This window comes from Alterinioella nitratireducens (assembly GCF_013155465.1).
GTDB classification, from domain to species: domain Bacteria; phylum Pseudomonadota; class Alphaproteobacteria; order Rhodobacterales; family Rhodobacteraceae; genus Alterinioella; species Alterinioella nitratireducens.
Genome location: NZ_JABJVX010000014.1, coordinates 43,452 through 63,245 on the forward strand (window position 1 = coordinate 43,452; position 19,794 = coordinate 63,245).

The 19,794-nt window shown below is 66.8% G+C and carries 17 protein-coding genes and 1 pseudogene; 6 read left to right on the plus strand and 12 right to left on the minus strand.

Features of this window, described 5'->3' with window-relative positions:
• The first annotated feature begins 24 nt into the window (after positions 1-24).
• Positions 25-468 (plus strand): excalibur calcium-binding domain-containing protein, encoded by a 444-nt coding sequence (locus HNS34_RS21045; protein ID WP_172321368.1) that lies wholly within the window; start codon positions 25-27, stop codon positions 466-468.
• The gene (locus HNS34_RS17425) at positions 461-862 is read left to right on the plus strand and encodes a DUF1801 domain-containing protein (protein WP_235952792.1); all 402 of its coding nucleotides are present in this window, start codon (positions 461-463) and stop codon (positions 860-862) included. Before HNS34_RS21045 ends, HNS34_RS17425 begins: the two co-directional genes overlap by 8 nt.
• On the opposite strand, the gene murD is transcribed toward HNS34_RS17425, so the two are convergent.
• The 9 genes from murD to HNS34_RS17470 form a co-directional block, all read right to left on the minus strand.
• The gene (murD, locus tag HNS34_RS17430; RefSeq protein ID WP_172321369.1) at positions 859-2,262 is read right to left on the minus strand and encodes a UDP-N-acetylmuramoyl-L-alanine--D-glutamate ligase; all 1,404 of its coding nucleotides are present in this window, start codon (positions 2,260-2,262) and stop codon (positions 859-861) included. The two genes, HNS34_RS17425 and murD, sit on opposite strands and share 4 nt — an antisense overlap.
• Positions 2,263-2,415: 153 nt before the next feature.
• Positions 2,416-3,501 carry a phospho-N-acetylmuramoyl-pentapeptide-transferase gene (gene mraY, locus HNS34_RS17435; RefSeq protein ID WP_172321370.1) on the minus strand — a complete coding sequence of 362 codons (1,086 nt, stop codon included), beginning with the start codon at positions 3,499-3,501 and terminating at the stop codon, positions 2,416-2,418.
• Positions 3,502-4,923 (minus strand): UDP-N-acetylmuramoyl-tripeptide--D-alanyl-D-alanine ligase, encoded by a 1,422-nt coding sequence (locus HNS34_RS17440; RefSeq protein ID WP_172321371.1) that lies wholly within the window; start codon positions 4,921-4,923, stop codon positions 3,502-3,504. It lies immediately after the preceding gene.
• Positions 4,920-6,398 carry a UDP-N-acetylmuramoyl-L-alanyl-D-glutamate--2,6-diaminopimelate ligase gene (locus HNS34_RS17445; RefSeq protein WP_172321372.1) on the minus strand — a complete coding sequence of 493 codons (1,479 nt, stop codon included), beginning with the start codon at positions 6,396-6,398 and terminating at the stop codon, positions 4,920-4,922. The genes HNS34_RS17440 and HNS34_RS17445 overlap by 4 nt, the downstream gene beginning before the upstream one ends.
• Before the next feature lie 25 nt (positions 6,399-6,423).
• Complete coding sequence (locus tag HNS34_RS17450; RefSeq protein ID WP_172321373.1) at positions 6,424-8,211, minus strand: peptidoglycan D,D-transpeptidase FtsI family protein; 1,788 nt, start codon at positions 8,209-8,211, stop codon at positions 6,424-6,426.
• Positions 8,208-8,573 (minus strand): cell division protein FtsL, encoded by a 366-nt coding sequence (gene ftsL, locus HNS34_RS17455; RefSeq protein WP_172321374.1) that lies wholly within the window; start codon positions 8,571-8,573, stop codon positions 8,208-8,210. Before ftsL ends, HNS34_RS17450 begins: the two co-directional genes overlap by 4 nt.
• A gap of 3 nt (positions 8,574-8,576) precedes the next feature.
• Complete coding sequence (gene rsmH, locus HNS34_RS17460) at positions 8,577-9,581, minus strand: 16S rRNA (cytosine(1402)-N(4))-methyltransferase RsmH (RefSeq protein WP_172321375.1); 1,005 nt, start codon at positions 9,579-9,581, stop codon at positions 8,577-8,579.
• Positions 9,581-10,096 (minus strand): division/cell wall cluster transcriptional repressor MraZ, encoded by a 516-nt coding sequence (locus HNS34_RS17465; RefSeq protein WP_172321376.1) that lies wholly within the window; start codon positions 10,094-10,096, stop codon positions 9,581-9,583. The genes rsmH and HNS34_RS17465 overlap by 1 nt, the downstream gene beginning before the upstream one ends.
• A gap of 576 nt (positions 10,097-10,672) precedes the next feature.
• Entirely contained in the window at positions 10,673-11,770 is a 1,098-nt protein-coding gene (locus HNS34_RS17470) for an Mrp/NBP35 family ATP-binding protein (protein WP_172321377.1), read from the minus strand.
• A gap of 282 nt (positions 11,771-12,052) precedes the next feature.
• On the opposite strand from HNS34_RS17470, the gene HNS34_RS17475 reads away from it, so the two are divergent.
• Positions 12,053-12,274, plus strand: a complete 222-nt coding sequence (locus tag HNS34_RS17475) for a DUF1127 domain-containing protein (RefSeq protein ID WP_172321378.1) — start codon at positions 12,053-12,055, stop codon at positions 12,272-12,274.
• A 345-nt stretch (positions 12,275-12,619) separates the two neighbouring features.
• Here HNS34_RS17475 and HNS34_RS17480 read toward each other — a convergent pair whose 3' ends face one another.
• Positions 12,620-13,072 (minus strand): Lrp/AsnC family transcriptional regulator, encoded by a 453-nt coding sequence (locus HNS34_RS17480; RefSeq protein WP_172321379.1) that lies wholly within the window; start codon positions 13,070-13,072, stop codon positions 12,620-12,622.
• Positions 13,073-13,144: 72 nt separating this feature from the next.
• Between HNS34_RS17480 and HNS34_RS17485 the strand changes: the two genes are divergently transcribed.
• Positions 13,145-13,741, plus strand: coding sequence for a LysE family translocator (locus HNS34_RS17485; protein WP_172321380.1), 597 nt, complete (start codon positions 13,145-13,147; stop codon positions 13,739-13,741).
• On the opposite strand, the gene HNS34_RS17490 is transcribed toward HNS34_RS17485, so the two are convergent.
• Both HNS34_RS17490 and HNS34_RS17495 read right to left on the minus strand, forming a co-directional pair.
• Entirely contained in the window at positions 13,719-15,176 is a 1,458-nt protein-coding gene (locus HNS34_RS17490) for a tetratricopeptide repeat protein (protein ID WP_172321381.1), read from the minus strand. The genes HNS34_RS17485 and HNS34_RS17490 overlap by 23 nt on opposite strands.
• Before the next feature lie 44 nt (positions 15,177-15,220).
• Positions 15,221-17,626, minus strand: a complete 2,406-nt coding sequence (locus HNS34_RS17495) for an ATP-dependent helicase (protein WP_172321382.1) — start codon at positions 17,624-17,626, stop codon at positions 15,221-15,223.
• A gap of 203 nt (positions 17,627-17,829) precedes the next feature.
• Between HNS34_RS17495 and HNS34_RS17500 the strand changes: the two genes are divergently transcribed.
• Together HNS34_RS17500 and HNS34_RS17505 are read left to right on the plus strand one after the other, a co-directional pair.
• Entirely contained in the window at positions 17,830-18,975 is a 1,146-nt protein-coding gene (locus tag HNS34_RS17500; protein ID WP_172321383.1) for an alpha-hydroxy acid oxidase, read from the plus strand.
• Between the two features lie 200 nt (positions 18,976-19,175).
• A pseudogene (locus HNS34_RS17505) lies at positions 19,176-19,721 on the plus strand (biotin carboxylase N-terminal domain-containing protein); the annotation flags it as partial.
• Between the last annotated feature and the right edge of the window lie 73 nt (positions 19,722-19,794).

The following is a 19,794-nucleotide window of genomic DNA, read 5'->3' on the forward strand; positions in this document are numbered from 1 at the left end:
AAACATGGGACAAGGAGAGCAGCGATGAAACCGACGGTCATGGGAATGGCGCTGGCAGGGCTTTCGGCCTGCGGCATCGTGTATAACGCGGTCGATCAGATGGACCCGGAGCAGCGCGCGGTCTGGATCGCGTCGCAGAATACCGACACGCTCTGTGCGACCTATGCCGGTGGCGCGGCCGTGGGGCGCGACACCGACATGATGCTGGAGGTCGAACTGATCGAGCGGGGCCTGGCCAGTTGCGACGGGCGGCCCGTCGGCGTCGTCTCGCGCGGGCTGCGGGGCAGCGCCACCTTCCCGCGCGCGCAGACCGGCACCTTGGTCGATGACCGCGATTGCAGCGATTTCAGCAGCGCCGCCGACGCGCAGCGCTTCTTCCTGGCGCGCGGCGGTCCGGCCCGCGACGCCCATGCGCTGGACCCCGATGGCGACGGGCTGGCCTGCACCTGGGGGCAGGCGCTTGGCTGAGATCGCGGATGCCGAGATCGCGGCGCGGTTCGCGGGCTTCCCCGACCCGGCCCGCGCGGGCCTCCTGCGTCTGCGCGCGCTGATCTTCGAGGTGGCCGAGGAGACCCAGGGCGCGGGCCGGATCGAGGAAAGCCTGAAATGGGGCCAGCCCACCTATGCGACGGTGCCGAAGACCGGCAGCCCGCTGCGATTGGGCGTGCCCAGGACCGGCGGCTACGCGATCTTCGCGCATTGCCAGACCAGCCTGATCAGTGATTTCCGCAGCCTGTTCCCAACCGATTTCCGCTATGACGGCAACCGGGCGGTGCAGTTTCAGAACCTTGAGGCCCCCGACATGGACAAGCTGCGCCTGCTGATCTCAAGCGCCCTGACCTATCACCGGCGGCACGACTAGCCCGCCAGCACAGCCGCGACGCAGGCCACGAAATCCTCGCCCCGCCGCTCGAAATTGTCGTATTGGTCAAAGCTCGCCGCCGCGGGCGCCAGCAGCACGACCTCGCCCGGTTCGGCCTCGCGCGCGGCCTCGGCCACCGCCCGCTTCATCGTGCTGCAGACCGAGACCGGAACTTCGCCAAGCCCAAGCGCGAAGCCCTCCGCCTCGCGTCCGATCACATAGGCCTTGGCCACGCTGCCGAGCGCCGGACGCAAGCCTTCCAGCCCGCCCTCTTTCTGTAAGCCGCCGCAGATCCAGCGTACCCGCGGAAACGCCGCCAGCGCCTTGGCCGCGGCATCCACATTGGTGGCCTTGCTGTCATTGACAAAGCGCACTCCGTCCCTCTCGCCCACGAGCTGGCTGCGATGCGGCAGACCGGCGAAGCTATGAAACGCGGCCTCGATCAGCTTGGGCGCCAGCCCCAGGGCGCGAACCGCCGCATAGGCGCAACAGGCGTTCTGATGATTGTGCGATCCCGGCAGGCCCGCCACGCCGCGCAGGTCGATGGAGGCCACTTGCCGCCCCTTGCGCGTCTCCGAAAGCCACCCCTTGCGCGCAAAGACGTTCCAGCCCGGCCCGGCCAGCTTGCGCGCCACCGAGACCCGGATCAGCCGCCCATCCGCCGCCACCTCGCTCATCTGTCCGGCCAGATAGGCGCCTTCCACCTCATCCACACCGATGATGGCGCGATCCGGGCCGCCCTCCGCGAAAAGCCGCCGCTTGGCCGCGAAATAGCCGCCCATGCCGCCATGCCGGTCCAGGTGATCGGGGCTCAGATTGGTGAAGACGGCGATATCGGGCGTCAGCGCGCGGGCCAGTTCGGTCTGGTAGCTGGACAGTTCCAGCACGATCACCTCACCATTGCCCGGCGGCTCGATATCCAGAACCCCGCGCCCGATATTGCCGGCCAGCTGGCAGGGTGTGCCCGCCTCCGCCAGGATATGCGCGATCAGCGCCGAAGTGGTGGATTTGCCGTTCGACCCCGTCACCGCGACCACGCGCGGGGCGATGTCATGCAGCGCCCAATCGCCCGCCCCGAAGGAGCGGAAGAAGAGGCCGATATCATTGTCGACCGGCACCCCCGCCTCGTAGGCCGCCGCAATCGCGGGGTGCGGCGCGGGGTAGAGATGCGGGATACCGGGCGAGGTCACTAGCAGATCGACCCCGTCAAACGCCCCGCCGCGGGTCAGGTCGCGCAAGGCGAAGCCCTCCGCTTCCGCCGCCGCGCGCCCCCCCGCGCCATCGTCCCAGAGCAGCGGCTCGGCCCCGCCCGCGCGCAAGGCCCGCGCCGCCGACAGGCCCGACCGTCCCGCCCCGAGCACCGCAATGCGTTTGCCCTCAACTCCCTGCACCGGGATCATCGCGATCCGCCCCTTCTTCCCATCATCTGCTTGGTGAAAATACTCATCCACGCTTGCCCCGAATACCAGCCCCGGCTGCGGACCAAACCGTCAATACCGTTCACCGTCCAAACCAACCAGCGGCCCGCAGGGCCACAATCAGGTCAAGGGCCCTTAGCGCAGCTTCAGCGTCGCCAGCCCGATCAGCGCCAGGATCAGCGAGATGATCCAGAACCGGATCACGATCTGCGGCTCGGCCCATCCGCGTTTCTCGAAATGATGATGAATCGGCGCCATCAGGAAGACCCGCTTGCCGGTGCGTTTGAAATAGAGCACCTGGATGATCACCGACAGCGCCTCGGCCACGAAAAGCCCGCCGACGATGGACAGCACGATCTCGTGCTTCGCGGCCACCGCGATCGCGCCAAGCGCGCCGCCAAGCGCCAGCGACCCGGTATCGCCCATGAAGACGGCGGCAGGCGGCGCATTATACCACAAAAAGCCAAGCCCGCCGCCGATCAGCCCCGCCGTGAAGATCAGCAGTTCCCCCGTGCCCGGCACGTAATGCACGTCGAGATACTCGGTGAAATCGACCCGTCCCACGGCATAGGCGATCACGCCAAGCGTTGCGGCGGCGATCATCACCGGCATGATGGCCAGCCCGTCCAGCCCGTCGGTGAGATTGACCGCATTGGCGCTGCCGACGATAACCAGCATGGAAAACGGCACGAAAAAATAGCCGAGGTTCAGCAAGAGCTCCTTGAAGACCGGAAAGGCCAGTTGCCCCGACAGCTCCTCGGGATGGAGCAGCATCGCCATGATGCCCGCGAAAGCCGCGATCAAGAGGCCGATGCCGAAACGGATGCGCCCCGGCACACCGTTGGTGCTGTTCTGGCTGACCTTTCGGTAGTCATCCAGAAACCCGACGCCCCCGAAGGATACGGTGACGAACAGCACCATCCAGACATAGGCATTGTCCCACCGCGCCCAAAGCAGCGTCGAAAAGGTCAGCGCGGCCAGGATCAGGAGGCCCCCCATGGTGGGCGTGCCCGCCTTGGTTTCCAGATGGCCCTCGGGCCCGTCCGAGCGGATCGGCTGCCCGTACTGGTATTTCCTGCGCAACAGGTTGATCAGCGGCTGGCCGAAGACGAAGCCGATAATCAACGCGGTGAAAAACGCCCCGCCAGCGCGGAAGGTTATGTAGCGAAACAGATTGAAAAAATCGCCGCCATCCGTCAGATCGCTCAGCCAATACAACATCTAGGGGGTTTCCTCGCGCGTTTCACCAATCGATTGGCCCAATTTTCTCAGCGCGTCAACTGCCAGCGAGAGTTTGGCGCCCTTGGAGCTTTTGATCAGCACGATGTCGCCGGGCCAGAGCAACCCCGGAAGCGCGCGCGCCATCTCCTGCGGGGTGTCCGTGTGCAGCCCCCGTTTTGCGATGGGCAGGGCCGCATCCAGATGCGCCATCAGGGGCCCGGAGGTGCAGATCAGGTCGATCTCCGCCACCGCCTCCAGATCGGCGATCCCGGCGTGGAGCGCGGGGCTTGTCGGCCCCAGTTCCAGCATGTCGCCCAGAACCGCCACCCGCCGCCCCCGGCCCCTGGGCCGGCTCGCCGCCAGAACTTCCAGACTGGCCGCCACCGAGGTTGGGCTGGCGTTGAAGGCGTCGTCGATCAGTTCCACTGCCTGGTCGTCGGGGACGTTCAGCACGATGCGCTCGCGCAGCCCGCGCCCCGCGCCCGATTTCCAGCCCGCAAGCGCCATGACGGCGCGGGCAAGGTCGCCCTCCAGCGCGGCCACGCAGGCCAGCGTCGTCAGCGCGTTATGGGCCAGATGCCGCCCCGGCGCGTTCAGCTTGAAGAGGACCGGCGCGCCCGCGATCTGTGCCTGCACGACCGTCACGTCATCGCCGAGCGTGACCTCCTCAAGGCGCGCCCCGGCCCCCTCCGCCGCGCCGACATGGACGATCCGCGCCTGCCCCGCGGCTGCGTCAAGCAGCCCGGTCACGTCCAGATCGGCATTGATCACCGCCACGCCGCCGGGCTCCAGCCCCTCGAAAATCGCCGCCTTCTCGCGCGCGATCCCCTCGACCGACTCGAAGGCCTCCAGATGCACCGCCGCGACCGTCGTGATCACGGCGACATGCGGGCGGGCCAAGCGCGAAAGCGGGCCGATTTCACCCGGCGCGTTCATGCCGATCTCGATCACCGCGAATTCCGTCTCGCGCGGCATCCGCGCCAGCGTCAGCGGCACGCCCCAATGGTTGTTGTAGCTCGCCTCTGCCGCATGGGTCGGCCCGAGCGCCGACAGCGCCACGCGCAGCATGTCCTTGGTCGTGGTCTTGCCGACCGAGCCCGTCACGGCCACCACCCGCGCCCCGGTCCGCGCCCGCGCCGCATTCCCCAAGGCTTCCAACGCGGGCAAGACCTCGGGCACGATCAACAAGGGCGCATCCTTGGCCACGCCCTCGGGGATGCGGGCCACCATCGCGGCCGCCGCCCCCTTGTCCAGCGCCTGGGCCACGAAATCATGCCCGTCCCGTTCGGCACTGAGGGCGACGAACAGATCGCCCGGCTCAATCGTGCGCGTATCAATCGACACGCCCGTCACCCGCCAATCGCCGCGCGCCTGCCCGCCCGTGGCCTCAGCGGCCTCCCCGGCGGTCCAGAGCGGTCTCATTCCATGCCCTCAAGGGCGGCCACCGCGACAGAGGCTTGTTCAACATCGTCAAAGGGATAGACCACATCGCCCACCTGCTGGCCGGTCTCGTGCCCCTTGCCCGCAATCAGCAGCGCATCGCCCGGCGCCAGCGCGTCGATGCCGCGCAGGATCGCCTCGGCGCGGTCGCCCACCTCGGTCGCACCGGGGCAGCCTGCCAGCACCTGCGCCCGGATCAGGCCGGGGTCTTCGCTGCGCGGGTTGTCATCGGTCACGATCAGCACATCGGCGTTTTCCGCCGCCGCCTGCCCCATCAGGGGCCGCTTGCCGCGATCGCGGTCGCCGCCCGCGCCGAGCACCACCACCAGACGGCCAAGAACATGCGGGCGGAGCGCCTGCAACGCGATGGCGAGGCTGTCGGGCGTATGGCTGTAATCGACATAGATCGGCGCGCCGTTCCTGCGCCGCGCGGCCAGTTCCATCCGGCCCCGCACGCCGGTGATCTGTCCCAGCACGTTGAACACGGCCTCGGGTTCCTCGCCCGCGCCGATGACCAGCCCCGCCGCCGTCAGCACGTTCATCGCCTGGAACCCCCCGATGAGGTCCAGCCGCGCCTGGTAGGGCCTGTCCTGCCAGCGGAAAAGCACATCCTGCCCGGTCTCATCCATGCGCCGCCCGGTGATCTTGAGGCGCGCGTCATCCGCGTACTGCGCCAACGTCAGCACCTCGATCTCGCGCCTTTCGCAGGCCGAGGCGACCTCGGCCCCGTGCGGGTCGTCCATGTTGACCACGGCGGTGGTTTCCTCGGGCAGAAGCTCGGTGAAGAGGCGCAGCTTGGCGGCGAAATAGGCCTCCATCGTGGCGTGGTAATCCAGGTGATCCTGGCTGAAATTGGTGAAAGCGGCGGCGGCCAGATGCACCGCCTCCATCCGCGCCTGGTCCAGCCCGTGGCTGGAGGCCTCCATCGCCACATGCGTCACACCCTCGCTGGCCATATCGGCCAGCAGGCGGTGCAGGGTCAGGGGATCGGGCGTGGTGTGGATGCCGGGGGCGGAATAGGCCCCTTCAACGCCGGTGGTGCCGATATTCGCCGCCTCATGGCCAAGCGCCGCCCAGATTTGCCGGGTGAAGCTGGCCACGGATGTCTTGCCATTGGTGCCGGTGACGGCGACGACTTGGGCAGGCTGCGCCCCGAACCAAAGGGCCGCCGCATGGGCCAGCGCGGCGCGCGGGTCTTCCACCGTGATCAGGACCGCATCCGAGGCCGCAAGCTCATCCGCCGCGATCTCGGCCCCCTGCCGGTCGGTCAGGACGGCGGCGGCCTTCATGCGCAGCGCGTATTGGATGAACTCGCCGCCATGCACCCGGCTGCCCGGAAGCGCCGCGAAAAGATGGCCGGGTTTGACCTGGCGGCTGTCGATGGAGAGGCCGGTGACGGACCGGTCGCCGCCCAGGGGGGCGGTCAGCCCCAGTTCCGATAGCAATTTCTCGGTCATCCTGCCCCCGCCCGCGACTCAGCTTCTATTCTGAGGCGCTGGTTAGCTGATAGGCAACCTCGGGATCAACGTCCTGTGGCGGCATCCCCAGAAGGGGTGCCACCCGGCGGATGATCTCGGCTGCGACCGGCACGGCGGTCCAGCCGGCGGTGCGGCGTTCCTCGCCCAACATCATCACGCTTGGCTCGTCCAGCGTCACGATCAGCACATATTGCGGGTCGTTCGCGGGAAACACGCTGGCAAAGGTCGAGATCAGCCGGTCCACGTAATAGCCGCCCTCCGGGTTGGGCTTGTCCGCTGATCCGGTCTTGCCGCCGACCTCGTAGCCCGCGACCTCGCCCATCGAGGCGGTGCCATCGGTCACCACCTGGCGCAGCATATGCGCGGCCTGGGCCGAGACCTCCTCCGATATGATCCGCTCCCCCTGCTGGGGGCTGTCGCGGCGCAAAAGCGTCGGCTCGACCCGGGTGCCGCCATTGACGATCGTGGAATAGGCGGCGGCCAGGTGCAGCGGGCTGACGGAAATGCCGTGGCCATAGGAGATCGTCGCGGTCGACAGGTCGGTCCAGCGATGCGGGTACAGGGGCCGTCCGGCGCGGCTCTCGATCATCTCGATACTGGTGGGCTCCATCAGGCCGAGCTCTCCGAGGAAGCTCTGCTGTCTCTCGGTCCCGATCATCTCGGCAATCCGCGCGGTGCCGATATTCGAGGAATACACGATCACATCCGTCACCGAATTGGACGGCCCGTAATCGTCGTAATCCGAGATCGCAAACCCCGCCATGCGCAGCGGGCCTTGCGTGTTGATCATCGTCTGCGGCGTCACCAGCCCGAGGTCCAGCGCCTGCGCGACAGGGAATATCTTGAAGGTGGAGCCAAGCTCGTAGACGCCCTGCACCGCGCGATTGAACAGCGGGCTTTCCGACTGGTCCCCTTCCAGGAGGGGGCGGGGCCGTGCGTTGGGGTCGAAATCGGGCAGGCTCGCCAGCGAGATCACCTCGCCCGTGTTCACATCCATCAACACGGCGGCGGCCCCTGCCGCGTTCATCAGCGTCATGCCGCCGGCCAGAACCTCTTCGACCGCCGATTGCACGGTCAGGTCGAGCGACAGTTGCAACGGCTCGGCCCCGCGCGCCGGATCGCGCAACTCGGCGTCGAAATACGCCTCGACCCCCGCCACGCCGAGGATTTCCGCGGCATTCACCGCCTGTTCGCCGAAGCGCGCGCCGCCAAGCACATGCGCGGCCAGCGCGCCGTTGGGATATAGCCGCATGTCGCGCGGACCGAACAGCAGGCCCGGCTCGCCCAGGTCATGCACGCGCTGCTGCTGTTCCGGGCTGATCGAGCCGCGCAGCCAGGCGAAGGTGGACCCTGAGGTGAACCGGCGGATCAGCCAGTCTTCATCGAGATCGGGGAAGATCTCGGCCAGGCCGGCGGCGGCGGCCTCGGGGTCGATCAGATCCCGCGGCTGCACGTAGAGCGCATTGGTCACGAGGTTGGTGGCCAGCACCCGCCCCTGCCGGTCGACGATATCGGCGCGCGCGCCCAGGACGGAACTGCCCGCGACCGAAATGTGCGGCTCTTCCGGGTCCGATCCGGCCAGCATGGTCATCTTGGCGCCCACGGTCAGGAAAGCCGCGAAAAAGCAGATCGCCAGCATGAGAAGGCGGCTTTCGGCGCGCTGGCGCATCTTGTCGCGCGCCTGTTCGTGCCGCCGCGCCAGGTTCTCGCGTTCGATCTCGTCGGGGTTCTCGCCCTTCTGGCGGGCTTCCAGGATGCGCGCCAGCGGGCGCAGGGCGATGCGGCGGCTCATGGCGTGTCCTCCGGTTCGGATGCGCTGAACAGGATCTCGTCCCCGGCCTCGGTATCCATCGGCTCGGGCCGATCCTCGGGGCGCCAGACTAGCTCATCGAGATGGGCGAATTGCTCGGGCCCCATCGGCAAGAGGCCGAGACGGTCGAAATTGAGGTCCACCAGCTCGCGCAAGCGGTCCGGCCGGTTGAGATAGGCCCATTCGGCGCGCAGAACGCTGAGTCGCTCGCGCTCCACCCCGATAGCCATTTGCAGCCGGTCGATCTGGCGGATCGCGGTCTGGGTCTGGATGTTCTGATGATAGGCCCAATAGCCAAGGGCGATGACGGCTAGGGCGGCAAGGAAGGTCACGAGGCCACGCATGAACTACAGAATCTCCGTCAAGGGGGGCACGCCAAGGATGTCGGTTTGCGGGGCGCCGGCGGGCACGTCGGTGCGGCGCGCAACGCGGAGCTTGGCCGACCGCGCGCGCGGATTGCTGGCGACCTCACCCTTGTCCGGCGCGATGGCGCGGCGCGGGGTCAGGGTGAAGGTCGGCATGCGCTCGGCCTCGGCGGGGGCATGGCGCGAACCGCCGCCGCCCGTGCTGGCGCGATCTTGCAGGAACCGTTTGGCGATCCGGTCCTCCAGCGAATGGAAGGTGACGACGGCAAGCTGCCCGCCGGGTTTCAACGCGCGCTCGGCGGCCATCAGCCCCTCGGCCAGTTGCCCGAACTCGTCATTCACCGCGATGCGAATCGCCTGGAAGGAGCGGGTCGCGACATGGGATTGGCCGGGCTTGGCGCGTGGCAGGTTTTTCTCAATGATCTGAACAAGCTGCGCGGTGGAGTTGATGCGGGTTTCAGCGCGTTCCGCGACGATCGCCCGCGCAATCCGGCGCGCCGCGCGTTCCTCGCCGTAGTGGAAAAGAATATCGGCCAGCGCCGCCTCGGGCGCATCATTGACCAGGTCTTCCGCCGACGGCCCCGCCTGCCCCATCCGCATGTCGAGCGGCCCGTCGCGCATGAAGGAAAAGCCGCGCTCGGCCCGGTCGAGCTGCATCGAGGAGACGCCCAGATCCAGCACCACGCCGTCCAGTTGCGGATGGCCGATGCTGGCCGCCAGGTCGTCGAGATCGGAGAAGGTGCCTTCGACCAGCTTCAGCCTTTCGCCGAAACCTCCCGCCCACTCGGTCGCCATTTCAAACGCCAGCGGGTCGCGATCGACACCGATGACGCACGCCGCGCCTGCCTCCAGCAACCCGCGCGCGTAACCACCCGCGCCGAAAGTGCCGTCCAGCCAGACGCCCTCGACCGGCGCGACGGCATTCAGGATGGCGTCAAGCAGCACAGGCGTGTGGGGGGCGGGGGTATCGGATGCCGGGGCGGGCATCACGGCTCGACCTGCGCGGGTTTGCTGGCCATGCTGAGCGGGTCGAAGAACTCGTTATCCCCGCCAAGCTGCGCCATCAGTTTCTCGATCGTGTCCTCTGCGGCGCGGCCCTCGTCGGCGCTGAGGATGTGGAACTTGTCGCCCTTGCCCTGGAACAGCGCCTCGCCGCTCAGGTTGATCTTGTCGCGCGCGGCGGGCGGCAGGACCAGGCGGCCGGTATCGTCCACGGTGGTCTCGTCGCATTTGGAGTAATAGAGCGTTTCCAGCAGGGTGCGCAGCGGCGTGCCGCGCCCTTGCGCCTGGATCATGGCGTCGATCTCGTCATAGGCGTCGCCGGACAGACATTCGAGGTAATTTTTCTTGGGGTCGCCATAGGCGATATAGAGGCGCGGCGCGCCGCCGGGGGAATACTGGCTGTCGGAGTTCTGAAGCACACGGCGGAACTTGACCGGGATCGAGACCCGGCCCTTTCCATCCACCTTGTTCAGGCTTTCGCCCTGAAACCTGCGCTCCACTGTCCCCGGCCCCTTTTCTGCCGCATTTTGGCCCTAGAATGGGCCGGGTCTTTCGTGCCCGGAAAACGGGTCACGTTTCTTGTGCCCGGAAACGGACAACGGCGGATCGAGCTAGCTGCCACTGCTCAATCCGCCGCCCTCGTCCCATTTCTGGGGTTTCCGGCGGGCGCGCATACCTGGGGGGGATGTCTGCTCTGCCCGCGCGCCGGATCTCAGTTTTCAGCGTTAGAGGTGCCTGTATGAAACCTGCTTTTATTATTGTTCCGGTCAGTGATTTTTCTCTGTCCCGGTGCGTCTCTGCTGCTGTGAGATACTTGTGCCATGGCAGGTTTTCCCACGCAATCCCTTTTTATGGGAAATGTTCCCACTTCTTGTGTCAGACGGGTCCGAAAATCAGCATATAGGGGCGATTTCGACCGGGACCGGCGCACAGGTTGCGGAAGGCGACCACTTGCCACACAACATCTAGTTGTGATCTTCCCGCCACAGGGGGTGGGATTTTTTTCCTTCCGACACGAAAAAACCCCCGATGCGGCGGGCACCGGGGGCGAAACCGTCGGGAATCGAGCGGCGTGATCAGGCCATGCCGCCCTCGACCAGGCGCGCGGCCAGCGTCGCATAGGCCTCGGCCATTGGCCCCTCCCCCATAGCCACCGGCGTGCCGCTGTCGCCCGCCACGCGCGTCTCCAGCGAAATGGGCAGCGCGCCCAGGAACGGCACGTCCAGCCGCGCCGCCTCGGCCCGCACGCCACCCTCGCCGAAGATATGCGCCTCATGCCCGCAATTCTCGCAGACATAGCCCGACATGTTCTCGATCAGCCCCAGGATCGGCGTCTTGAGGGTCTGGAACATGTCGATCGCCTTGCGCGCATCCAGCAGCGCCACGTCCTGCGGCGTCGAGACGATGATCGCGCCCGTCACCTCGGATTTCTGGCACAGGGTCATGGCGACATCGCCGGTGCCGGGCGGCAGATCGACGATGAGGACATCCAGATCGCCCCACGCCACCTGCGTCATCATCTGCTGCAACGCCCCCATCAGCATCGGCCCGCGCCAGACCACGGCCTTTTCCTCGGGCAGCATCAGGCCAAGCGACATCATGGTGACGCCATGGTTGTGCAAGGGCAGGATGGTTTTGCCATCGGGCGAGGCCGGGCGCTTGGAAACCCCCATCATGCGCGGCTGCGACGGTCCGTATATATCGGCGTCCAGCAGCCCCACCCGGCGCCCCTGACGCGCCAGCGCCACGGCAAGGTTCGAGGAGACGGTGGATTTGCCCACCCCCCCCTTGCCAGAGCCCACGGCCAGGATGCGCTGCACGCTGGCCGGTTTCATGGAGCCCTGCTGCGGCTTGGCATGGCCCCCGATCTTCAGGCTCGGCGGCTCGCCCCTGGGCGCGGCGGGCGCCGCGGGTGCGGCGGGTTTGCCCGAATGCGCGGTCAGGGCGACGGTCACGCCGGTCACGCCCTCCAGCCCCTTGACCAGCGCCTCGGCGGCATCGCGCACCGCGCCAAGGCGCTGCGCCTCCTCTGCGTTCGGGGCCTCGATCACGAAGGAGACCTTGCCATCCGTCACGCTCAACGCCCGGATCAGGTCGCGGTCGGTCAGGGCCGTGCCGTCGGGCAGGGTCAACCGTGAAAGCGCCGCAAGAATGGTGTCGCGTGTCGGTGTCATGTCTCTTGATCCTTGTCCCGATGATCTGCCGTCCCCCGCGAGATAGGACAGATCGGCCCCGGTTGCACCCCTTTGCCCATATCCTGGGCGCTTTGCCCGGATCCGAGGCGCTTTACGTCCACGTTATGCAATTGCTGCATGGCAGCATTGCCGAGACGGGCGTTGTGCAATCGCAGCATTCGCTTATCTTCAGTCTCAACGAACGACCCCAAGGGCAGCGACGCGCCGCAGAATGATAGCGCAACCACCGATGCCCGCAGATGACGCCAAGAGGTAATGACAATGGCACATGCAATTCACTCCAAAGGGACCGCCCTTTCCTTCCCCGCCCGCCTGGGCGAGATCTTCAGCCAGTTCCGCGCAAGCTTTGCCGCGTGGCGCACCTATCGCCGCACGCTGAACGAGCTGAGCAGCCTCAGCAAGCGTGAGCTGGACGACCTGGGCCTCGATCGCAGCGAGATCGCCCGCGTCGCCATGGACGCCGCCTACGGGCGCGATTTCTGAACCGGAGACGACATTCCTGCCGGATCCCCTCCTCCCAATCTGGATCCGACGGGTTTCGCGGCGGTGCCACCTCCTCCCCCGGCACCGCCGCACATAACAAGCCGACCCTGACAGAGGGGCCAAGGCTTTTGCGACCCTCTCCTCCTCCCCTGAGGGTCCGCAAAACGCGCGGCGGCATCCCCCCTCCTCCTCCCTGGGGGTGCCGCCGCGTCACAGTGTAGTGGGTCTGGTACGTGCCTTCGTTCGTGCCGCCCGATCCCCGGCGACCGCCCGCTCCTCCCCTGGGTTGGTCGCAAGGGCAAATGGCGGTGTCACCCCTCCTCCCTTGGGTGACACCGCCTTTTTTTATGCGCGTTCGTCCTTGGGCGAGGCCATCACGACATGGGTGGAGATGGTCGAAAGCTGCGGCAGCGCCCCCAGGACATCTGTGTGAAACGCCTTGTAGGAGGCGAGATCCGCCGCCTCGACCCTGAGCAGGTATTCCACGTTGCCGGTGATGTTGTGGCATTCGCGCACTTCGGGGGCGCGCGCGACGGCCCTCTCGAATGCCTCCTGCGCCGCCTTGGTGTGTTCCTTCAGCCCGACGCTGAGATAGGCAATGAAGCCCACGCCCAGTTTGGCCGGGTCCAGCACCGCCCGGTAGCCCGCGATCACCCCCGCCGCCTCCAGCGCCTGCACCCGGCGCAGGCAGGCCGAGGGCGACAGCGACACCTTCTCGGCCAGGTCCAGGTTGCTGATCCGCCCGTCGCGTGAAAGCACACGCAATATCTGCCGGTCTTTTTCATCCAGTTTCGTCATTTGTTGCAAAGAATGGCAGGAACCGCGTGTGTTTGCAATTTCATTGCGCCGGTCGCCGCCTAGGATTGCGCCATGACACAGGAACTTCTCTTCGGTCTTGTCGGCTTTGCCTTCGCCCTGTCGATCACGCCGGGGCCCAACAACCTGATGCTGATGGCATCGGGCGCGAATTTCGGCCTTCTGCGCACGCTGCCGCATATGTTGGGCATCTCGCTTGGCCATGGTTTCATGGTGTTCCTGATGGGTCTTGGCCTGGTGCGACTGTTCGAGAGCTACCCGAACCTCCGCCTTGCCCTGACCGTGCTGTGCAGCGCCTACCTCCTGTGGCTGGCCTGGAAGATCGCCAATGCCGCCCCGCCCCCTGAGTCGGATATCGAGGGCACGCCGCTGACCTTCCTTCAGGCGGCCGCCTTCCAATGGGTCAACCCCAAGGCGATCTACATGGCGATCACCGCGCAGACCTATTACGCGCCCCAGGGCGGCGGATGGATCGGCGCGGCCCTGGTGGCGGGGGTCTTCTCGATGACGAACCTGCCCTCGGTCAGTGTCTGGGCCTGGCTCGGGGTGCAGATGAAGCGCATCCTGGGCACGGGACGGCTCTTGCGGGCCTTCAACATCGCCATGGCGCTGCTTCTGGTGGCGACGCTCATTCCGCTTCTGCAGGGGTAGGGTCCACGATCTCCAGCGCGAGGTGATAGACGTATTCGCCCTCTGCGGTCAGACGCCGCGCAAGCCAGGTGTTCAGATCGGGGCTGAACCAGAAGACGGATGCGTAGGGCACCTCATTGGTGACACCCAGAATGGTGAAACTGCCCTGCATGGAGAACGCGATCCGGTAGGTCTGGTATATCCCCATGGGCACATGGATCGGTTCCGCCGTCACCGACAGGGTCCAGTCGAAGGGGCCGAGCTCGGCGAAATCGACACCCGGCACGCAGCCCAGGACCGAGAACTGGAACCCCCGGCCCCGGCTGCAATCGACAACGAAGGCGCCGCTGCCCTCGGCGCGGTTTCCGGCCCGCAACGGCCAGGCATCGGCGGGGGTGCCCACGTCGAATCGCGGCTCGATGATCGGGCCGTCGGGGCCGGCGGCCTGCACCATCAGCGGAAACATCCCGCGATAGCGCGGCGCGGGCGGGGCCGGAGGGTCGGAGGCGTCAAGCTCCTCCTCCACCACCGCATGCGGCAACAGGAAATCCTCGCCCGCCACCTCGTGCCAGATGCGCACGATCGCGGCATTGGTCGGGCGGGGCCGCGCGTTGCCGGTGAACCAGCCGACAAGGTCGTTGATCGCGGCCTCCATCTCGTCGGTCGTGTCCACATCCGCCCGGATCGCAAGGTAACGGATCTGGCGGTCCTCGGGCGGTGGCATCCACGCAACCGGCGGCATCTCCTGCGCCTCGACCCCCGCGACATATTCGCCAAGCCAGGTCTCTAACACGGTCTCGTTGGGGTCGAGCGTATAGGCCATGCGCGCATGATAGGCCGCCTGATCCGCCAGCCCGGCATCGCGCAGGGTGCGGAAGGCGGTGACATGGGTCCAGATGCTGAACGGCCTGAGCCGCGACAACTGGCGATAGGCCCGCCCCGCCTCTGCCATGTTGCCGAGCCGTTCATGCGCCTGGCCAAGCTCGCTCCAGACCGGCTCGTAATTCGGGGCGATTGCCGCCGCGCGCTCCAGCGTCTCCACGCTGTCCTGATACCGACCGGTCTGGTTCAGCAGCCACCCCAGGCGGTATCGCGGCCAGGACCGGTCGGGCTGCACGGTGATCAGGTGGCGCAGATCGGCCTCGGCCTCGTCCCATCGTTCCAGATTTCCCAATGCAACGCTGCGCCGCCCAAGCGCGTAGGCGCTGTCGGGGTCGAGCGTCAGCGCCTGATCGTAATAGGAAACCGCCTCCGCGTCCCGGTCGTTCGCCTCATAGGCGCGCCCCAGATCGGTCAGCGCCTCGACCCTGTCCTCGGCCGAGTCCAGCAGCCGCTCGCAGGCCGCGACACGCGCCTCAAACCCCGCGCTGCCACTGCCGCAGAGCGCAGCGTCGTCGGCCAGGGCCGGGGTGACCGCCAGGGCCAATGCAAGTGCCGGGATCAGATGTCGCATCATGCGGGCAGTCTACCACGGCCCGCGACCTGCACAAAATCACAGACTCAGAACGGCACGTCATCCGCCGCATCCGCCGCCACCAGGAACCGGCCCACGACATGCTTGATGCCCGCCTTGTCGAAGGCGATCTCCAGCTTGTCGCCCTCGACCCCTTCGACCCGGCCATAGCCGAATTTCCGGTGAAACACGCGCGCGCCGATCTCGAAGGCGGACACCGCCTCGGCATCAATGACGAAATTCTTCGCCTCGCGCGGCTGGCTCAGGCCCCGCGCGCCCTGGTTGGCCTGCATCCGTTTCCAGCCCGGCGAATTGTAGACATCGGCGCGGCTGGCCTTCTCGTGCATGCCCGAGCCGCCGAACTCTCGCGCGCCGCCACCCTGATGCCCGTAAAGCCCCGGCGGCGTCAGCACCTCGACGTGATCCTCGGGCAATTCGTCGATGAAGCGCGAGGGCAGCTGGTTCTGCCATTGCCCGTAGACCCGGCGGTTGCCCGCGAAAGAGATCGTGCAGACCGCCTCGGCCCGCGTGATGCCGACATAGGCCAGGCGGCGTTCCTCCTCCAACCCCTTCATGCCCTCTTCGTCCATCGCGCGCTGGCTGGGGAACAACCCATCTTCCCATCCCGGCAGAAACACGGCGGGAAATTCCAGCCCCTTGGCGGCATGCAGCGTCATCAAGGTCACTTTCGGCTCATCGGCGTCCGATTCGTTGTCCATGATGAGGGAGACATGCTCCAGGAACCCTTGCAGGTTCTCGAACCCTTCCAGCGCCTTGACCAGTTCCTTGAGGTTCTCCAGCCGCCCCGGCGCTTCCGGGGTCTTGTCGTTCTGCCACATCGTGGTGTAGCCGCTTTCGTCCAGGATGATCTCGGCCAGTTCGACATGGCTGATCCGGCCCGCGGGCGCGTCCTCCTCGATCAGATCGCTATCGGGCCCCACGGCGCGCATCGGCCCTTGCAGCATCGCGCGCCAGCGGTCGATGCCGGCCACGAAGCGCGCCAGTTCCGTGGCCCCCTTGCCGGTCAGCCCCTTGGCGGCCAACAGCACCCGCGCGCCTTCCAGAAGCGAGACGCCATTCGCCCGCGCGGCACCTTGTATCTTCTGCTGCGCCTTCTCGCCGAGCCCGCGTTTCGGCGTGTTGACGATGCGTTCAAAGGCCAGATCGTCCTCGGGGCTGATCACGAGGCGGAAATAGGCCATCGCGTCGCGGATCTCCATGCGTTCATAGAAACGCGGGCCGCCGATGACGCGATAGGGCAGACCGATGGTCAGGAACCGATCCTCGAAGGCGCGCATCTGGTGGCTGGCGCGCACCAGGATGGCGATGTCATCGAGGCTGAGCGGGGCCATGCCACGGGTGCCGCCCTGCATCGATTCGATCTCGTCGCCGATCCAGCGCGCCTCCTCGTCGCCGTCCCAATGGCCGATCAGGCGGACCTTCTCGCCGCCCTCGGCCTCAGTCCAGAGTGTCTTGCCCAATCGGCCCTTGTTGCCCTCGATCACGCCCGCGGCGGCGGCCAGGATGTGCTCGGTCGAGCGGTAGTTCTGCTCCAGCCGGATCACCTTGGCGCCCGGAAAATCCTTGTCGAAGCGCAGGATGTTGCCGACCTCGGCGCCGCGCCAGCCATAGATCGACTGGTCGTCATCGCCGACGCAGCAGATATTCCTGTGCCCCTGCGCCAGCAGCCGCAGCCAGAGATATTGCGCCACGTTGGTATCCTGGTACTCGTCCACGAGGATGTAGCGAAACCAGGTCTGGTATTGCTTGAGGATGTCGGGATGGGCCTGGAAGATGGTCACGACGTGAAGCAGCAGGTCGCCGAAATCGGTGGCGTTCAGCTCGCGCAACCGGCGCTGATAGGCGGCGTAGAGCTCGACCGCGCGGTCGTTGAAGGCCCCGGTCTCGGCGGCGGGGACGTTTTCGGGCGTCCAGGCGCGGTTCTTCCACTTGTCGATCACCGCGGCCAGCGCGCGGGCGGGCCAGCGTTTCTCGTCCATCCCATCGGCGATGATGAGCTGTTTCAGCAGGCGGACCTGATCATCGGTGTCCAGAATCGTGAAGTTCGATTTCAGCCCCGCCAGTTCCGCATGGCGGCGCAAGAGCTTGACGCAGATCGCGTGGAACGTGCCGAGCCAGGGCATCCCCTCGACCGGCTGGTTCAGCAGCCTGGACACCCGCAGCTTCATCTCGCGCGCGGCCTTGTTGGTGAAGGTCACGGCGAGGATTTCATTCGGGCGCGCCGCGTTCGTCGACAGCAGATGCGCGATGCGCGCGGTCAGCGCCCGTGTCTTGCCGGTGCCGGCACCCGCCAGCATCAGGACGGGGCCATCCAGCGTCTCCACCGCCTCGCGCTGCGGCGCGTTGAGGCCATCGAGATAGGGCTGCGGACGCGCCGCCATCGCGCGTTGCGACAGCGAGGAATAGGCGGTTTCATCGTCGAAGATATCCATGCGCGCGAGCCTAGCGCAGGGCGGGGGTGAATTAAAGCTCTGTTCACAGTCTGTTCTATTTCTTTTCCACTATGCGCCGGTTGCGAGTTCGGGAGCCTCCGGCGGAGGTATTTCAGACAAAATGAAAGAGGGGGCGCGCGTTAACCTTGATGGGGGGTTAACGGGGCTGGACAGTGCCGGTGCGGCGGGGTTCTGTGACCGGAATGGAATTGAACAGCCGATATCCCGGTCTTTGCGACCTCGAGGCGCGCGCGAAGGCGCGCATTCCACATTTCGTCTGGGAGTATCTGGACAGCGGCACCGGCGTCGAGGCGACTCAAAGGCGCAATCGGCGGATGCTGGACGCGGTGCTGTTCCAGCCCGCGATCCTCGAGGGCGAAGGGGCGGCCGATCTGTCCTGTTCGCTGATGGGGCGGGACTATCCGGTGCCCTTCGGCATCGCGCCGCTTGGCATGTCGGGGCTGATCTGGCCCAAGGCGGAGAAATTGCTGGCCGCCCATGCCGGAACGGTGGGCATTCCCTATGGGCTGTCCACCGTGGCGACAGAGGTGCCCGAAGAGGTCGGGCCGGTAGCGGGTGGTCAGGGCTGGTTCCAGCTCTATCCGCCGCGCGATCCGGGGATACGTGCCGATATGCTGGCGCGGGCAAGGAGTGCCGGGTTCGAGGTGCTGGTCCTGACCTGCGACGTGCCGATTGCCTCGCGCCGGGAACGCCAGACGCGCGGCGGGCTGGTGCAGCCGCCCCGCCTGACGCCGCGCCTTCTGGCGCAGGTGGCGCGCTGTCCGGTCTGGGCGGCGGGCATGCTGCGCGGCGGGCTGCCGCATATGAAGTTCCTCAACAAATACAGTCAGGCCACCGGTCCCCTGCCCTCGACCGCGCATATCGGATACCTGCTGCGCACCGCGCCGGATTGGGCATACCTGGAGACCCTGCGCAGCGAATGGGCGGGCAAGCTGGTGATCAAGGGCGTGATGGACCCCGCCCCGGTGGCGCGTCTGGAGGCGATGGGGGTCGATGCGCTCTGGGTCTCGAACCATGCCGGGCGGCAGTTCGACGGCGCGCCCGCCAGCATCGAGGCGCTGCCCGCCATCCGCGCGGCAACCTCCCTGCCGGTGATCTTCGACAGCGGCATCGAGGGCGGGCTGGACATCCTGCGCGCGCTGGCACTGGGGGCCGATTTCGTGATGATGGGGCGGGCCTGGCACTATGCGCTTGGCGCGCTCGGGGCGGCGGGGCCCGCGCATCTGCACGCGATGCTGGTTGCGGATATGGCGTCTTGCATGGGGCAGGTCGGGGCGCGGGATCTGGGCGGGCTGGCGGCGCGGCTGGTGCGGCCCGGTCAGGCGTGACGGGGGCCGCGCGTCGATGCGCAGGCGCGATGCGTCGCTTCCTGATATGGCCGTGTCCGGAACCCCTATACCCTGCGCGTCGACACACACCGCGCGACAGGCTATGTTACCGCTAACGCCGCATCGCAACGCAAATGCCTTGGCAGCGCAGAATTTTGCGCCTAGCCTGCGCGGCACCGAAGAACAGGGGGACCGAACCAATGGCCGAGTTTCAGAAGATCCTGATTGCCAATCGCGGCGAGATCGCCATCCGCATCATGCGCGCGGCCAACGAGATGGGCAAACGCACCGTCGCGGTCTATGCCGATGAGGACAAGCTGTCGCTGCACCGGTTCAAGGCGGACGAGGCCTACAGGATCGGCGAGGGGCTCGGCCCCGTCGCGGCCTATCTCAGCATCGAGGAGGTCATCCGCGTCGCCAAGATGTGCGGCGCCGATGCTATCCATCCGGGCTATGGCCTCTTGTCCGAGAACCCCGATTTCGTCGATGCCTGCGACGCGGCGGGGATTCGGTTCATCGGCCCCCGCGCCGAGACCATGCGCGCGCTTGGCGACAAGGCCAGCGCGCGGCAGGTGGCGATCGCGGCGGGCGTGCCGGTGATCCCCGCGACGGGGGTTCTGGGCGACGACATGAAGAAGGTCCGAAAGGAGGCCGACGAGATCGGCTACCCCCTCATGCTCAAGGCCTCCTGGGGCGGCGGAGGCAGGGGCATGCGCCCCATCCAGAGCGCCGATGAACTGGAGGAGATGGGGTGGATGCCGCTCTCACCCTGACGGCATCGCGATGTGCTATACTCGTGGTGTCGAAGCACAAGCTGAA

Excerpts from the sequence above, each read along its gene's own strand:
- HNS34_RS17495 (WP_172321382.1), bottom strand. The coding sequence starts at position 17,626 with ATGGATATCTTCGACGATGAAACCGCCTATTCCTCGCTGTCGCAACGC.
- rsmH (WP_172321375.1), bottom strand. The coding sequence starts at position 9,581 with ATGCCCGCCCCGGCATCCGATACCCCCGCCCCCCACACGCCTGTGCTG.
- HNS34_RS17490 (WP_172321381.1), bottom strand. The coding sequence starts at position 15,176 with ATGATGCGACATCTGATCCCGGCACTTGCATTGGCCCTGGCGGTCACC.
- HNS34_RS17440 (WP_172321371.1), bottom strand. The coding sequence starts at position 4,923 with ATGAGACCGCTCTGGACCGCCGGGGAGGCCGCTGAGGCCACGGGCGGG.
- HNS34_RS17450 (WP_172321373.1), bottom strand. The coding sequence starts at position 8,211 with ATGAGCCGCCGCATCGCCCTGCGCCCGCTGGCGCGCATCCTGGAAGCC.
- HNS34_RS17470 (WP_172321377.1), bottom strand. The coding sequence starts at position 11,770 with ATGACACCGACACGCGACACCATTCTTGCGGCGCTTTCACGGTTGACC.
- HNS34_RS17485 (WP_172321380.1), top strand. The coding sequence starts at position 13,145 with ATGACACAGGAACTTCTCTTCGGTCTTGTCGGCTTTGCCTTCGCCCTG.
- murD (WP_172321369.1), bottom strand. The coding sequence starts at position 2,262 with ATGATCCCGGTGCAGGGAGTTGAGGGCAAACGCATTGCGGTGCTCGGG.
- mraY (WP_172321370.1), bottom strand. The coding sequence starts at position 3,501 with ATGTTGTATTGGCTGAGCGATCTGACGGATGGCGGCGATTTTTTCAAT.
- HNS34_RS17445 (WP_172321372.1), bottom strand. The coding sequence starts at position 6,398 with ATGACCGAGAAATTGCTATCGGAACTGGGGCTGACCGCCCCCCTGGGC.
- HNS34_RS17480 (WP_172321379.1), bottom strand. The coding sequence starts at position 13,072 with ATGACGAAACTGGATGAAAAAGACCGGCAGATATTGCGTGTGCTTTCA.
- ftsL (WP_172321374.1), bottom strand. The coding sequence starts at position 8,573 with ATGCGTGGCCTCGTGACCTTCCTTGCCGCCCTAGCCGTCATCGCCCTT.
- HNS34_RS21045 (WP_172321368.1), top strand. The coding sequence starts at position 25 with ATGAAACCGACGGTCATGGGAATGGCGCTGGCAGGGCTTTCGGCCTGC.
- HNS34_RS17475 (WP_172321378.1), top strand. The coding sequence starts at position 12,053 with ATGGCACATGCAATTCACTCCAAAGGGACCGCCCTTTCCTTCCCCGCC.
- HNS34_RS17500 (WP_172321383.1), top strand. The coding sequence starts at position 17,830 with ATGGAATTGAACAGCCGATATCCCGGTCTTTGCGACCTCGAGGCGCGC.